The 14,845-nt window shown below is 69.4% G+C and carries 13 protein-coding genes and 1 riboswitch; of the genes, 9 read left to right on the top strand and 4 right to left on the bottom strand.

The window, feature by feature from the left end; genetic code table 11:
* Window positions 1-18 precede the first annotated feature (18 nt).
* The 3 genes from ACYVJS_RS10735 to ACYVJS_RS10745 all read left to right on the top strand — a co-directional run bounded on the left by ACYVJS_RS10735 (window position 19) and on the right by ACYVJS_RS10745 (window position 4,699).
* Window positions 19-1,266 (top strand): ABC transporter substrate-binding protein, encoded by a 1,248-nt coding sequence (locus tag ACYVJS_RS10735; RefSeq protein ID WP_460739936.1) that lies wholly within the window; start codon window positions 19-21, stop codon window positions 1,264-1,266.
* A gap of 68 nt (window positions 1,267-1,334) precedes the next feature.
* Window positions 1,335-2,459 (top strand): glycoside hydrolase family 15 protein, encoded by a 1,125-nt coding sequence (locus tag ACYVJS_RS10740; protein ID WP_460739937.1) that lies wholly within the window; start codon window positions 1,335-1,337, stop codon window positions 2,457-2,459.
* Complete coding sequence (locus ACYVJS_RS10745) at window positions 2,456-4,699, top strand: glycoside hydrolase family 31 protein (RefSeq protein ID WP_460739938.1); 2,244 nt, start codon at window positions 2,456-2,458, stop codon at window positions 4,697-4,699. Before ACYVJS_RS10740 ends, ACYVJS_RS10745 begins: the two co-directional genes overlap by 4 nt.
* Window positions 4,700-4,771: 72 nt before the next feature.
* On the opposite strand, the gene ACYVJS_RS10750 is transcribed toward ACYVJS_RS10745, so the two are convergent.
* Window positions 4,772-5,755, bottom strand: a complete 984-nt coding sequence (locus ACYVJS_RS10750) for a zinc-binding metallopeptidase family protein (protein ID WP_460739939.1) — start codon at window positions 5,753-5,755, stop codon at window positions 4,772-4,774.
* Window positions 5,756-6,031: 276 nt separating this feature from the next.
* On the opposite strand from ACYVJS_RS10750, the gene erm reads away from it, so the two are divergent.
* From erm to ACYVJS_RS10780, 6 genes are all read left to right on the top strand, one after another.
* Window positions 6,032-6,865 carry a 23S ribosomal RNA methyltransferase Erm gene (erm, locus tag ACYVJS_RS10755; protein ID WP_460739940.1) on the top strand — a complete coding sequence of 278 codons (834 nt, stop codon included), beginning with the start codon at window positions 6,032-6,034 and terminating at the stop codon, window positions 6,863-6,865.
* Window positions 6,862-7,770, top strand: coding sequence for an NAD(P)-dependent oxidoreductase (locus ACYVJS_RS10760; protein ID WP_460739941.1), 909 nt, complete (start codon window positions 6,862-6,864; stop codon window positions 7,768-7,770). The genes erm and ACYVJS_RS10760 overlap by 4 nt, the downstream gene beginning before the upstream one ends.
* Window positions 7,767-8,210: a GNAT family N-acetyltransferase gene (locus tag ACYVJS_RS10765; protein ID WP_460739942.1), complete on the top strand. Its 444-nt coding sequence runs from the start codon at window positions 7,767-7,769 to the stop codon at window positions 8,208-8,210. The genes ACYVJS_RS10760 and ACYVJS_RS10765 overlap by 4 nt, the downstream gene beginning before the upstream one ends.
* Window positions 8,211-8,221: 11 nt before the next feature.
* Window positions 8,222-8,313, top strand: a riboswitch (TPP riboswitch).
* The gene (gene thiM, locus ACYVJS_RS10770) at window positions 8,305-9,114 is read left to right on the top strand and encodes a hydroxyethylthiazole kinase (RefSeq protein WP_460739943.1); all 810 of its coding nucleotides are present in this window, start codon (window positions 8,305-8,307) and stop codon (window positions 9,112-9,114) included. It overlaps the preceding riboswitch by 9 nt.
* Window positions 9,111-9,758, top strand: a complete 648-nt coding sequence (gene thiE, locus ACYVJS_RS10775) for a thiamine phosphate synthase (protein WP_460739944.1) — start codon at window positions 9,111-9,113, stop codon at window positions 9,756-9,758. Before thiM ends, thiE begins: the two co-directional genes overlap by 4 nt.
* A complete protein-coding gene (locus tag ACYVJS_RS10780) occupies window positions 9,755-11,233 on the top strand; it encodes a bifunctional hydroxymethylpyrimidine kinase/phosphomethylpyrimidine kinase (RefSeq protein WP_460739945.1) in 1,479 nt (492 codons plus the stop codon). The genes thiE and ACYVJS_RS10780 overlap by 4 nt, the downstream gene beginning before the upstream one ends.
* A gap of 10 nt (window positions 11,234-11,243) precedes the next feature.
* Here ACYVJS_RS10780 and ACYVJS_RS10785 read toward each other — a convergent pair whose 3' ends face one another.
* Genes ACYVJS_RS10785 through ACYVJS_RS10795 form a run of 3 tightly spaced genes read right to left on the bottom strand, consistent with a single transcriptional unit; the run spans window position 11,244 to window position 14,835 of the window.
* Entirely contained in the window at window positions 11,244-12,539 is a 1,296-nt protein-coding gene (locus tag ACYVJS_RS10785; RefSeq protein ID WP_460739946.1) for an ABC transporter permease, read from the bottom strand.
* Window positions 12,536-13,228 (bottom strand): ABC transporter ATP-binding protein, encoded by a 693-nt coding sequence (locus ACYVJS_RS10790; protein ID WP_460739947.1) that lies wholly within the window; start codon window positions 13,226-13,228, stop codon window positions 12,536-12,538. Before ACYVJS_RS10790 ends, ACYVJS_RS10785 begins: the two co-directional genes overlap by 4 nt.
* Window positions 13,225-14,835, bottom strand: a complete 1,611-nt coding sequence (locus tag ACYVJS_RS10795) for an MDR family MFS transporter (protein ID WP_460739948.1) — start codon at window positions 14,833-14,835, stop codon at window positions 13,225-13,227. Before ACYVJS_RS10795 ends, ACYVJS_RS10790 begins: the two co-directional genes overlap by 4 nt.
* Window positions 14,836-14,845: the final 10 nt, after the last annotated feature.

The following is a 14,845-nucleotide window of genomic DNA, read 5'->3' on the forward strand; positions in this document are numbered from 1 at the left end:
TATCGAAGGAGATATCGCATGAACCGCACAGCACCCCTCGCCGGGATCGGCGTCCTCGCCGTCGCCGGCCTCGCCCTGGCCGGATGCTCCGGCTCGACGACGACGCCGTCGGACGGCGGAGCCGTCACCATCACCTACACCAACTTCATCTCGGCCGGTGGCAACGAAGACAACCTGCAGAAGATCGTCGACGCGTTCGAGGCGGAGAACTCCGGCATCACGGTCGAGGTCAAGACGTTGCCGTACGCCGACTACTTCACGGCGCTGCAGACGGACCTCGCGGGCGGGACGTCATCGGACGTGTTCGACATCGAGTTCGCGAACTACGCCGCATACCAGCAGAGCGGGGTGCTCGCGCCGCTCGAGGGCGTCGACACGAGCGCCTACCAGACCTCGCTCGCCGACGCGTACGCCACCGACGGCACGCAGTACGCACTGCCCAGCTCGTTCTCCAACGTCGTGCTGTTCTACAACACGGACCTCTTCGATGCGGCAGGCCTCGAATACCCGACGTCGGACTGGACGTGGGCGGATGAGAAGGCCGCGGCGGAGAAGCTCACCGACACCGCCGCCGGGGTGTGGGGCGACTACCAGCCCATCTCGTACCACGAGTTCTACAAGGCGGTCGCTCAGGCGGGCGGGGAGTTCCTGACCGCCGACGGCAAGCTCGGATTCAACAGCCCAGAGGGGATCGCGGCAGCTGAGTGGCTCGTCGGCAAGAGCGGCACGACGATGCCGACCGCCGAGCAGGGCGCAGGCACCCCCGACTTCGACAGCGGCCTGTTCGCCGGCGGCAAGCTGGCGATGTGGCACAGCGGTATCTGGATGTTCGGCACGCTCGCCGACGCCTCGATCGGCTGGGACATCGCCGTCGAGCCCGGCGACACGCAGCACGCGAGCGCGCTGTTCTCCAACGCCGTCGCCGTCTCGGCCGGCACGAAGAACAAGGACGCGGCGACGAAGTTCGCCGAGTTCCTGACGAGTTCGAAGACCACGGTCGACACGCGCCTGGAGGCCGGATGGGAGCTCCCGCCGATCGCCGACGAGACGGCCCTGTCGGCCTACCTCGACATCACGCCGCCGACCAACCGACAGGCCGTGTTCGAGTCGCTCGAAGAGGTCGCCCTCGCGCCCTCGATCGGCGACGGCCAGGCGGAAATGCAGGACATCGTCACCGAGGAGCTGACCGAGGCGGCCGCAGGCCGCAAGACGGTCGAGCAGGCGCTCACCGATGCCGAGAGCCGCATCACGCCGCTGCTCGGCTGACACCCCCGCCCTCTGACCGGGGGTGCAACGAGCGCCCCCGGTCACCGCGACTTCCAGGGAACGGACCCATGACCACGACACCCCGCGTCGACCTCGGCGCGCTCCTCGACCGCTCTCGCGCCGTCATCACCTCGCTTCAGGAGCCCAACGGCGCGTACCCCGCCTCACCGTCGTTCTCGGCGTACCGCGGGTACTGCTGGTTCCGCGACGGATCGTTCATCGCCGACGGTGCGTCGGCGGCGGGCGAGGTGGCCTCCGCATCCGCGTTCCACGACTGGTGCGCGATGGTCGTGAACCTGCACGCCGACCGCATCCGCGACATCGTCGAGGCGGCCGACGCAGGTACGCCGCTTCCGGACGAGCTCATGCTTCCCGCGCGCTTCACGTTCGACGGCGGGCTCGGCGCGGACGACTGGTGGGACTTCCAGCTCGACGGCTATGGAACGTGGTTGTGGGCCGCCGCTGCGCACGCCGAGCGTCACGCGATCGACCCTGCGAGGTGGGCCGATGCCGCCGCGCTCACGGTCGAGTACCTGCTCAGCTCCTGGGAGCGCCCGTGCTACGACTGGTGGGAGGAGCACGACGAGGCTGTGCACGGCTCGACGCTCGGATGCATCGCGGCCGGTCTGCGCGCAGCCGCCGACGCGGGCCTGGTCACGGGCGAGCGCGCCGAGCGCGCCCGCGCGGGAGCCGAGGACGTGACCGCGCGCCTCGAGCGCGACGCCGTGGTCGACGGGCACCTCGTCAAGTGGATCGGTTCGGATGCCGTGGACGCGAGCCTCAGCTCGCTCATCGCCCCGCTGGGGGTCGTCGACCCGTCCTCGTCGCTCGCAACGGCCACACTGCGCGCGGTGTCGGATCAGCTCGAGGTCGACGGCGGGGTGTACCGCTTCCGCGCCGACACCTTCTTCGGCGGCGGCCGCTGGCCGCTGCTGTCGTGCTTCCTCGGCCTCGCGTACGCCGCGGTCGGCGATCGCGCCGAGGCGCGGCGCCTGCTGGAGTGGGCGGCATCCGCAGCCAACGATGCGGGAATGCTGCCCGAGCAGGTCGACGGACACCTCCTCGCTCCCGAGTACCGCCAGGAGTGGATCGACCGGTGGGGCCCGGTCGCGACGCCGCTGTTGTGGAGTCATGCGATGGTGCTGCGCCTCGCCGCAGAGCTCGGCGTCGACCGCGCGGAGCTCGCGGCATGATCCGCCACCGCCCGTCCGGCTCGGGGCATCCGTACTCCGACGACACGGAGCAGCGCAGTCCGGTGCAGCCGGTCGCGGGGGAGACCCTGCGCCTCGGTGTGCGCACGTCCGGCGACATCGATGACGTGATCCTCGAGCTGCACGTCGACGGCGAGTCCGCCCGCTCGGTGCCGCTCACGCGCGTCGCACGCTCGTCCCGCGGCCGGGCCGTCGACGGCGGCCATCTCGCCTCGGCGCAGGCCCGGACGGCCCGCGCAGCCGGGGGCTGGCAGGTCGAGCTCGACGCCCCGGCTGCGCACACCGCGCTGCGCTACCGATTCACCGCCACCGGGGCGGACGGCCGCATCCAGCGCACGCGGTGGTTCGAGACCCGCGTCGCCGGATGGCGCCCCGCCCCCACGGGTACGCTCGCGATCGAGGGGTCCGCGGTCGCGGTGCAGGACGGGATCGAGGTCCTCGACGACGGCGAGCGTGTCCACCGTGTGCGCTTCGTGCTGCCGCTCGAACCCGGCGAGCACGTCACCGGGTTCGGCGAGCGCTACGACGCGCTCGATCACCGCGGCACGCGCCTGGACTCGGTCGTGTTCGAGCAGTACAAGAGCCAGGGCGCGCACCGGCGCACGTATCTGCCGATGCCGTTCGCGCACGTCGTGGGCGGGCAGGGCTGGGGGTTCCACGTGCGTACGTCGCGTCGGGTGTGGTTCGACATCGGCGAGGCGTCACCAGAGCGTCTGTTGGTCGAGGCCGAGGTGGATGCCGCCTCCACCGACCGCGAGGTGCTCTCGCTCGCGCTGTATGCGGGCACGCCCACCGCGGTGCTCGACGCGTTCCTCGGCGAGACCGGGCGTCCCCGCGCCCTGCCCGACTGGGTCTTCGGGCTCTGGGCCAGCGGCAACGAGTGGAACACGCAGTCCGAGGTCGAGCGGCAGATGGCTCTTCACCGCGAGCACGGTGTCCCCGTGCGCAACGTGGTGATCGAGGCGTGGAGCGACGAGAAGAGCTTCACGATCTTCCGCGACGCCGAGTACCGGGTGCGTGAGGACGGCGGCCCCATGCGCCTGGCCGACTTCACGTTCCCGGCCGAGGGGGCATGGCCCGATCCCAAGGGCATGGTGGACGCGCTGCACGCGCACGACGTGCGCGTGCACCTGTGGCAGATCCCGCTGCTCAAGCTCCGCCCGCATCCGACCGGGCAGGCCGCCGCCGACGCGCGCGCCGCGCGCGCGCAGGACGTGCTGATCCGCGAGACCGCGCCGGATGGGACGTTGCGTCCGTATCGCAATCGTGGGTGGTGGTTCCCGCTCTCCCTCATGCCCGACCTCACCGACGAGCGTGCCGCGGACTGGTGGACCGAGAAGCGTCGGTACCTGGTCGAAGAGGTGGGGATCGACGGCTTCAAGACCGACGGCGGCGAGCACGCGTGGGGTGAGGACCTCGCATACCTCGACGGTTCGTCGGGCGACGCGTCGAACAACCGGTTCCCCGTGGCGTACGCCGCGGCTTACGGCCGGCTCCTGGAGTCGGCGGGCAAGGCACCCGTGACGTTCAGCCGCGCCGGTTTCACCGGCTCTGCGGCGCACGGAGCGTTCTGGGCCGGCGACGAGAACTCCACGTGGGAGGCGTTCCGCTGGTCGATGCTGGCGGGGTTGTCGGCCGCGTCGTGCGGGATCGTCTACTGGGGGTGGGACATCGCCGGCTTCTCCGGGCCGATTCCCGATGCCGAGCTCTACGTGCGGGCGATGGCTGCGAGCGTGTTCGTGCCGATCATGCAGTACCACTCGGAGTTCAACCACCACAAACTGCCCTCCAACGACCGCACGCCGTGGAACATCGCCGAGCGCACGGGTGACGCCGACGTGATCGCCGACGTACGCGGGCTCGTCGAGCAGCGCGAGCGCCTGATCCCGTACCTGGCCGCCTCCGCCGCATCCACGATCGACACGTCGGTGCCGCTCATGCGCCCGCTGTACTTCGACCACCCCGACGATCCGCGGGTGTGGGAGCATCCGCTGCAATGGATGCTGGGACCCGACCTGCTCGTCGCCCCGGTGCTCGAGGCCGGCGTGACCGCCTGGGACGTCTACCTTCCCGCGGGCGAGTGGATCGAGGCTCGCACCGGCGCGTCGTCCACGGGAGGTCGAGTGGTCACAGTGGACGTGTCGTCGCGCTCCTCCGTCCCGCTCTTCGTCCGCGCCGCAGCGTGGCCGGCGCTGTCCGAGGTCCTGACGGGCCGGGGCTGACTCGCGTGGGACGGGCGTCGGCGAGCTCGGCCGCTCCGGCGGCGGAGTCGGGTGCTCACCTATCCGCCGCGGTCACGGCCGCAGCGACGCGACGAAGTCGAGCTTCTCCAGCACCGGGTCCGGCAGGGCGAAGGGGTAGAAGTCCGTCTTGCCCATGGAGCGGTTGATCATGTTGAGTGCGGTGGACAGTGGCATCCAGATCTCCGTCAGGACGTCGCGGAACGTGGCGAACGCGTCGATTCCCACGAACACGGCAAGCCCGTACTGGTCGGCGGTCTCGAGCGTGTCGGTGATGTGCAGGAAGTGGGCCCAAGTCTCGGCGAAGTCCTCGTAGGGGTGCATGGTCGCGTACGTCGAGATGTAGCGCGCCTGCCAGCCGGCCGGCGGCCCCTCGGAGTAGTGGCGGTCGATCTCGGCCTGGTAGTCGGCGCGCTCGTCGCCGAACAGCGTGCGCGCCTCGGCGACGCGGTCCGTGCTCTCCACGAGCAGCCACTCGAAGTAGTGCCCGACCTCGTGACGGAAGTGACCGAGCATGGTTCGGTAGGGCTCACCCAGCTGCTTCTGCACCTTCACCCGGTATGCGTCGTCGCTCTCGGCCAGATCGATCGTGATGACGCCCGCATCATGGCCGATGACGACGTTCTCCTGCACGCTCGAGAGCAGATCGAAGCACAGTCCCTTTTCGGGGTCCTCGGCCTTCCCGATGACGGCGAAGCCGAGCCGGTCGAGCTCGAAGAGCAGCCACCTCTTGGCTCGTTCGGCGACGGGATACTGCGAAAGCCCCTCGAGGTCGGCGTCGTTGGGGCGTACGCGGGTGAGGTCGCACGCAGAGCACTGACCACCTTCGAGCGGGGCCAGCCACGTGCAGCCGGAGAGGTCGAGGTTTCGGCACACGTGCCACACCGCCCCTGACCGATCCACGTACCGGCCCGTGCCGTCGACCGGAACGATCTCACCCTCGGCGCGGGAGAAGCCGAGCGACGTGCCGCACGACGTGCAGACGGAGTTCTCGAAGTACAGGGGGTTCCCGCACACGCGGCATCGGAAGGCTCTCACCCGGCAAGCGTGGCAGAGCGGACCGATCGGCGGTGCGGGCTTGCGGTCCCCAACGGATGCGGTCCGCCTGCTGCCCGGTAGACTCGCGCGCATGGGAACGTTGAACGCAGCGCCGATGACGGCGTTCGTCTCTTCGGTCCGCGACCGCCGCGCCTGACGGCGCGTCGCTGATCTTCGCGTGATCGCGCCGTCTTCCGGGATGTCCTCGCACCCCGGCAGCGCGTCCTTCTTCGTACCCGCTCACCGGGGTGCTCCGAATCTTCCTTTGGAGCGCTCATGCGTACCCGTTCGGTTCACGGCGGCCGCCACGAACTCGGCCAGAACTTCCTCGTCCACCCACCCACCATCGACCGGATCGTCTCGCTCATCGCAGCATCCGAGGGACCGATCCTCGAGATCGGGGCCGGCGGCGGCGCACTCACCGCAGGGCTTGCACGTCTCGGCCGCGAACTCACCGCGATCGACATCGACGAGCGCTGTGTCGTCGCCCTTCGTCGCGCGCATCCCTCCGTGCAGGTCGAGCACGCGGATGTCCTGCGGCATCCGCTCGACGCGCCTGTCATCGCCGGCAACATCCCCTTCCACCTCACGACGCCGATCCTGCGTCGACTGCTGCAACGACCCACGTGGCGCTACGCGATCCTGCTCACCCAGTGGGAGGTCGCCCGCAAGCGCGCCGGGATCGGCGGCGGAACCCTCCTCACCGCGCAGTCGGCACCGTGGTTCGAGTTCGCCCTGCAGGGGCGCGTGCCGGCGCGCGCATTCCGCCCCGCGCCGTCGGTCGATGGCGGGCTTCTCGCGATCACTCGTCGCCCCGCGCCTCTCGTTTCGCATGCCGACAGGCGCGCGTATGAGCGGTTCGTCGGCGATGTCTTCACCGCCCGAGGGCGAGGCATGGCGGCGATCCTTGCGGCGGCCGGTCGGATGCCCCGACCCGCCGCGCGACGTCGACTGGATGGGGTAGGAATCGCCCCCGACGCGCTGCCCCGCGATCTGAGTGCAGACCACTGGTCGCGGCTGTGGCGGGAGTGCGCCGTGCGCGAGGTGCTCGATGAGACCCGCTCCATGCGCGGTGCGGGCAGGATGGACACGCGGGAGGGACAGGAATGAGCGCACGGACCGTCGGATTCATCGGGCTCGGCATCATGGGGGTTCCCATGGCGACGAATCTCGTCAGGGCGGGGTTCGACGTGGTCGTCTGGGCGCGGTCGGCGGCACCGCAAGACGAGTTGGTTGCGCACGGCGCGCGGGCCGCCGCGGACGTCGCGGGAGTCTTCGCCGCGGCCGAGACGGTCATCCTGATGCTGCGTGACGAGCCGGCGGTCGATGCCGTGCTCGGGCGCGGTACGGACGACTTCGGCAGGCTGGTGGCCGACCGAACCGTCGTCCTGATGGGGACGTTCACGACCGCTTTCTCTCAGGCACTGGCCGACGACGTCGCCGCGGCGGGCGGCCGGTACGTCGAGGCGCCCGTCTCGGGATCGCGGGGTCCCGCGATCGAGGGAACGCTCGTGGGAATGCTCGCGGGGGAGCCCGACGCGCTGGCCCACGTCGAACCCATCGTCCAAGCGATGTGCGCGCAGACATTCCGGTGCGGAGACATCCCGAAGGCTCTGACGATGAAGCTCGCGGTGAACACGTATCTGATCACGATGGTGACCGGTCTTGCCGAGACGATCCACTTCGCCGAACGTGCCGGCGCCGACCTCGGTGTGCTCCGAGAGGTGCTCGCCGCAGGCCCGATGGCGTCGGCGGTGTCGCGCGGCAAGGCGCAGAAGCTCGCCGACGGCGACCTGTCGGCGCAGGCGGCGATCGCCGATGTGCTCAAGAACGCCAGGCTCGCCGAGGACGCAGCCCGCGCGGCGGGCTCCGCGCATCCGTTGATCACCGCGAGCAGGCGACTGTACGAGGAAGCCGTCGACGCGGGGTGGGGCGAACTCGACATGATCGGTGTCATCGAGGCGCTCGCCGCCCGACCTCCGCGAACGGACGAGAAGAACAAGGAGCGATCATGACGGTGCTCAGCCGCCCTGCTGCAGCATCCGATCATCCGCGCCTCGTGGAGGTGTGGCGGTCGGCGGTCGAAGCGACGCACGACTTCCTGACCTCGGCCGAGGTCGACCTCTACGAGCAGCAGCTGCGCGTCTACCTTTCGCAGATGCCGGAGGTATGGGTCGCGGTCGAGGACGACACGATCATCGGATTCCTGGGCTGCGGCGACGGTGCCATCGAGATGCTCTTCGTCGACCCCGCCAGGCACGGACGCGGCGTCGGTAGGGCGCTCGTCGCGCGCGTCGCCGAGGGAGCGGCTCCACTGCGAGTCGACGTGAACGAGGAGAACCCGGGCGCACGGCGCTTCTACGCCGCGCTGGGGTTCGTCGAGGTGGCACGGTCGGCCGTGGATGGCGAGGGGCAGCCGCATCCGATCCTCCATCTCCAGCGCCGGCTCGGCTAACCTGGACCCACACATACGACACGGGGTGCCCCACGGGGCTGAGATCACACCCGTCGAACCTGATCTCGTCAGTACGAGCGGAGGGATGTCGCACATGACGCGCGCGCCAGAGAACCTGATCGAATCCAGCATCCGGGCTCGGGAGGCGGTGCGCGAGCGAAGCCCTCTCGTGCAGTGCCTGACCAACGCGGTGGTCACGGGCTTCACCGCCAACGTCCTGCTCGCCCTCGGAGCTGCGCCGGCGATGGTCGACATCCCCGACGAGGCGGGGCCGTTCGCGCGCATCGCCTCGGGTGTGCTGGTGAATCTCGGCACACCCGGTTCGGAGCAGCGGGAGGCGATGCGGGAGGCCGTGGCGGCCGCACAGGATGCGGGTACTCCCTGGGTGCTCGACCCCGTGGCGATCGGCGTCCTGTCGGTGCGCACCGCGCTCGCCGCCGAACTTGTCGCGGCAGGGCCGAGCGTCGTGCGCGGCAACGCATCCGAGATCATCGCTCTCGACGGCTCGGGCGCGGGAGGCCGCGGAGTCGACGCGACCGACGGTGTCGAGGATGCGGTCGCCGCCGCCCGGCGCATCGCCGAGGCGACCGGCGCGGTCGTCGCCGTGTCGGGCGCGGTGGACGTGGTGACCGACGGCGATCGCGAAGCGCGGTTGAGCAACGGCGATGCCCTGCTCACGCGGGTCACCGGCGGTGGCTGCGCCCTCGGTGCAGTGATGGCCGCGTTCGCGGGCGCGCACGAGGACCGCTTCTCGGCGGTGGTCGCCGCGGTGACGGTCTACAACGTGGCCGCGGAGGTCGCAGCCGAGAGCTCGTCGGGGCCAGGGAGCTTCGCCGCCTCGTTCCTGGACGCTCTCGCGGGTCTCGACGCCGTCACGCTGCGCACGCGGGCGGTGATCGCGTGAACGCGGACCTCTCGCTCTATCTCGTGACGGATGCCGGCATCGCTGCGGCAGCGGGTCACGACATCGTCGAGGTCGTGCGACAGGCGACCGTGAACGGCGCGACCGCGGTGCAGCTGCGTGAGAAGGAGTCCTCCGCTCGCCAGTTCCTCGATACCGCGATGCGTGTCTCGGAGGTGCTCCCGGACGACGTCGTGCTGGTGGTCAACGATCGCGTCGACGTCTTCCTCGCGGCCCGCCAGGCGGGCGCTCGCGTGTCGGGGGTGCACGTCGGGCAGAGCGACCTGCCGCCGCGCGTCGTCCGGTCGCTGGTCGGCGACGACGCGATCCTCGGTCTCAGCGCATCGACGCCGGAGGAGCTGGCGGCGGCAGCCGAGAGCGGCGTCGTGGACTACGTCGGCATCGGCGCGCTCCACACGACCACGACGAAACGAGATGCCCCGCCGCCGCTGGGTCACGCGTTCTTCGCGCGGCTGGTCGCGGAGAGCGTGCTGCCCGCGGTCGCGATCGGCGGTGTGACCGCCGCCGATATCGGGCCGCTTCGGCGCGCCGGCGCCGCGGGTGCGGCCGTCGTCTCCGCCATCTGCGGTGCGAGCGATCCCGGCGGCGCCACTCGTATGCTGCGTGCGGAATGGGATGCGGCATGAGCGCCGGACGCGCCGTTCCGCGGGTGCTGAGCATCGCCGGCACTGACCCGACAGGAGGCGCGGGCATCCAGGCCGACCTCAAGAGCATCGCCGCGAACGGCGGCTATGGGATGGCCGTTGTCACCGCCCTCGTTGCGCAGAACACGCACGGCGTGCGCTCGGTGCACGTGCCGCCGGTCGCTTTCCTCTCCGAGCAGCTGGACGCGGTCTCCGACGACGTGAGCATCGATGCGGTGAAGATCGGCATGCTCGCCACCATGGAGGTGATCGAGACGGTAGCCGCCTGGCTCGGCCGGGTCCGACCGCCGATCGTGGTGCTGGACCCGGTGATGGTCGCGACGAGCGGCGATCGCTTGCTGGATGCGGATGCGGAAGAGGCGTTGCGACGGCTTCTGCCCGATGTCGACCTCGTGACCCCCAACATTCCCGAGCTCGCCATCCTCGCGGGCTCGCCCGCGGCCACGACCTGGGAGGAGGTGCTCGCCCAGGCCGCTCACGTCGCCCGCGCGCACGGCGTACGCGTGCTCGCCAAGGGCGGCCACCTGTCGGGTGAGCGACTTCCAGACGCTCTCGTGGAGATCGTCGACGACGCGGTTGTCGCCACCGAGTTCCCCGGCCTCCGTATCCCGACGCCCAACACGCACGGCACCGGGTGCTCACTATCCTCAGCCGTCGCGACCCGCGCCGCCGCGACGAACGAATGGGCACGCGCGACGGCGGAGTCCAAACGGTGGCTCAGCGAGAGCATCCGTCACGGCGCCGAGCTTCGCGTCGGGTCCGGCAACGGACCGATCAGCCACTTCGCGGGACTCTGGGAGCGTGGTGGTCTCGACACCCGGCCGACCGTGCCGGAGGTGGAGACCGCGTGGTGGGAGGACATCGCCGGCATCCGCGCAGAGATCGACGACCTGCCCTTCGTGCGCGGCCTCGGTGACGGCACGCTCGGCAGGGAGGCGTTCCTCGGCTATCTCGCCCAGGACGCGCTGTACCTGCGCGACTACGCCCGCGTGCTCGCTGACGCCGCCCGTCTCGCCCCGGATTCGGCGGAGCAGGCGTTCTGGGCCGGAAGCGCGCAGAGCGCGATCGTGGGCGAGCTGCAGCTGCACGAGCACTGGCTCGCTGGTGAGCCCGGGCTCGGTGAGCGCCCCGACGCGGTGACGACGGCCTACCTCGATCACCTGCTGGCGGCTGCGGCCCGCGGCGACTATCGCGTCCTCATCGCAGCCCTGCTGCCCTGTTACTGGATCTACCAGGATGTGGGGGAGCGGCTGCACGCGCGCTCGCACCAGGGGCACGCGTATCGCTCCTGGCTCGACACCTACGCAGACCCGGTCTTTGCCCAGTCCACGCGCCGCGCGATCGACATCGTGGCCCGGGCCGCGGCGACGGCGGATGCGGCGACCCGAGCCGCGATGCGCGACGCATTCCTGGCATCCGCTCGTCACGAGCTCGCCTTCTTCGCCGCTTCGCGGTGACGGGCCGCTGCTACTCGTATCTCAGAGACGTCACCGGGTCTGCTCGTGCGGCTCGCGCCGCCGGCAGGGTGCCCGCAAGGAAGGCGATGGCCATCACAACGAGGATGATGGTGACGATGGAGAGCGGATCGAAGGCGATGAGCTGGAGCCCGGCCAGATCGGCGAAGAGTCCCCTGGACAGTGCACCGCTGATCACCGTTCCCGCGATCATGCCGATGCCGGCGCCGATGGCGCTGCCGAGGAACCCGATGAACGCCGCCTCGATGCTGAACAGGGTGAACACGCGTCCGGAGCCCATGCCCATCGCCTTCATCAGCCCGATCTCTCGTGTACGTTCCTGAACGGACATCAGCAGGGTGTTGACGATCCCGAAGCTCGCGGCGAGCAGGGCGATGACCGCGAAGGCGTTCAGCACGAGCACGATGGCGTCGATCACGGTCTTGAAGGTTCCCAGCTGGTCCGCGACGGTCGTGCCGGTATACCCCGCGTCGGAGAGCGCCTGCTTCAGTTCGTCGATCTGCTCCGATGACGCGTGCGCGGCGAATCGCACGCTGGCGCTGGCATAGCGGTCCTGCTGATCGGCGGGCAGACCGGTGTTCTGCAGTGCGAACAGCTCGTCCGACAGAGCCGCGTTCGGCGTGATGCTCGATCCGGTGCCGACGAGGGTCTCCTCGGTCACGCCGGTGATCGTCGCCTCCACCGTGTACTGCCTGCGTGCGGAGTCGGCGACGGCGACGGTGACCGACTCGCCGATCGCGTCGGCCGCGTCCGAGAAGCCGAGGGCATCCACCAGCGAGTCCGGCACGGTGACCTCGTCGTCGGTCGCGGCGTCGTCGGGAGCACGGCCTTCAGCGAGCTGGAGGGCCTGCCCGGGGATCAGCGACCCTACGCTGACGACCCATTTCTTGCCATCGGCGTGCTGGATGTACTCCGCGTCGATCGACTTGTTCGCCGACACGTCCTCGACGCCGCTGATTCCGCGAAGCACGGTGATGTCCTCATCCGTCAGCGCGGTGACCGTCGCGCCGGGCCCTGCGGCGCTCGCGGCGATCGCGTCAGGATCGTACTCGGTCGGGCCCGTTGACAGCCCGCTCCCGCTCGTGGAGCTCTTCGTGACGCTCATCACGTCATTCGCGCCGATGGATGCCACGGTGTCGTCGATGTAGCGGTTGATGCCGGTGCCGAGCCCGCTCGTGACGGTGAGAGTGAAGGCGCCGACGAAGATCGCGAGGATCGTCAACACGGTCCGCGTCTTCGAGCGGAACGTGTTCGAGATCGCCGAGGTGATCAGATCCGCGGTTCTCATGCGGGCACCTCCTCGGCCACGATCTGGCCGTCCTTGATGTGGATGCGGCGGTCGCACCGTGCGGCGAGATCCTCGTCATGGGTGACCACGATCACGGTGATGCCGTGCTCGCGGTTGAGAGCGAACAGGATGTCCTCGACGACGGAGCCGGTCGTCGAATCGAGGTTGCCGGTCGGTTCGTCGGCGAAGATCACTCGGGGGTTGTTCACCAGCGCGCGCGCGATGACGACGCGCTGCTTCTGACCGCCGGACAGATTCGTCGCCTTGTTCTTCGCCTTGTCGGCCAGATCCAGCTGCGCAAGCGCCGCCATGCCGCGTCGCTTGCGCTCCGCGCGACCGATCCCGGCGATCTTCATCGGGAGGATGACGTTCTCGAGGACGGAGGCGTTCGGGGTGAGGAAGAACTGCTGGAAGACGAACCCGAACGTGCGATTGCGCGTTCTGTTCAACGCGCGTCCGTGCAGCCGACGGGTGTCCGCTCCCTCGAGCGTGATTCGGCCCGCCGTGGGCTCGTCCAGCAGTGCGAGCAGATGCATGAGGGTGGACTTGCCCGATCCGCTCTTGCCGACGATCGCGACGGACTCGCCGGCTCGGATGTCGAGAGTCACCCCTCGCAGCGCATCGAAGCGGTTCTGGTTGCGACCGTAGGTCTTCGTGACGTTGTCCACCGACAGCAGGGGCGCGCTCATCGTGCGCCCTCCGCGACCTCGTCCATCAGAGCGGCTGTCGCCGTCGTCACGGTGTCGTCGTGCTCGTCGCGCGACTCGTCGCGAGTAGCTCGGAAGGGCACTTCCTTGATGAACAGCAGCGCGATGAAGCCTGCACCGATCATCGGCAGGAGAAGAAGGAAGACGGGGGTCAGGGCGTCGTTGTAGGCGCCCACGATGATGTCGTGCAGCCCAACGGGCAGCGCATTGACCGCGGCGGGGGTGAGCGAGTTCGTGGAGCCGGCGATCGTGCCGGCATCCGCTCCCGCCAGCCGCTCGGTGAGCAGCTGGGTCAGCCGGCTCGCGAACACCGAGCCGACGATCGCGCTGCCCAGCGAGGCTCCGATCTCGCGGAAGAAGTTGTTGGATGCGGTCGCCGTGCCCACTTCGGAGTCGTGGAACGCGTTCTGCACGATCAGCACGAGGATCTGCATGCCCAGACCGATTCCCGCGCCCAGAGCGAAGAGGTAGGTCATCATGAGCCAGAGCGGGGTGTCGACGGTGAGGGTCGACATCAGCAACAGTGCGCCCGCGACGACGACCATGCTCGCGAGCGGCATCCACTTGTAGCGTCCGGTACGCGAGGCGATCTGCCCCGTGCTGATGGTCGTCAGCATCAGACCGACCACCATCGGGATCATCATGAACCCGGAGACCGTCGCGTTGACGCCGGTGACCATCTGGAGGTAGGTCGGGAGGTACGCGAGCGTACCGAACATCGCGACCCCGATGAACAAACCGGCGACGGTGGCCAGGACGAAGTTGCGGTTGCGGAAGAGCTTCAACGGGATCAGCGGGTCCGATGCCTTGTACTCGGCGAGCACGAACAGCGCCGCAGAGACGGTGGCCATCACGATCAGCCAGAAGATCTGGGGTGAGTCCCATGCGTAGGTGTTGCCGCCCCACGACGTGGTCAGGATGATCGAGGTCACAGCGATCGCCATCGTCACGGTGCCCCACAGATCGAATCGGAAGGAGCTGCGGCTGCGAGGGGTGCGCAGGAAGACCCAGGCGCAGGCGATGGCGACGAGACCGAGCGGGATGTTGATCCAGAACGCCCACCGCCAGCCGACGCTCTCCGTGAACCAGCCGCCCAGGAGCGGGCCGATGACGCTGGACAGACCGAAGACGGCACCCATGACGCCCATGTATTTGGCGCGCTCACGCACGGGGACGACATCCGCGATGATGGCCTGCGACAGGATCATGAGTCCTCCTCCGCCTAAGCCCTGCACAGCCCGGCCGACGATGAGCCCCGTCATGTCGGTGGCGAGTCCGCCGATCGTCGAACCGACGAGGAAGAGGGCGAGGCCGCCGATGAACAGCCACTTGCGTCCGATGAGGTCGCCGAGCTTGCCATAGATCGGCATCATGATGGTCGCCGCGACCATGTAGGCGGTCGTCACCCACAACATGTGGTCGACCCCGTCGAGCTCGCCGACGATCGTCGGAAGAGCCGTCGAGAAGATCGTCTGATCTAGCGACGCAAGCAGCATCGCAACGAGAAGTCCGGCGAACACGAGCAGGACGGATCGCCGCGCGGTCGGCGTCGTCGCTGCGACGGGGGCAGCGGATGCGGGAGAAGTCATGCTCTCAGCC

This window comes from Microbacterium neimengense (genome assembly GCF_054782995.1).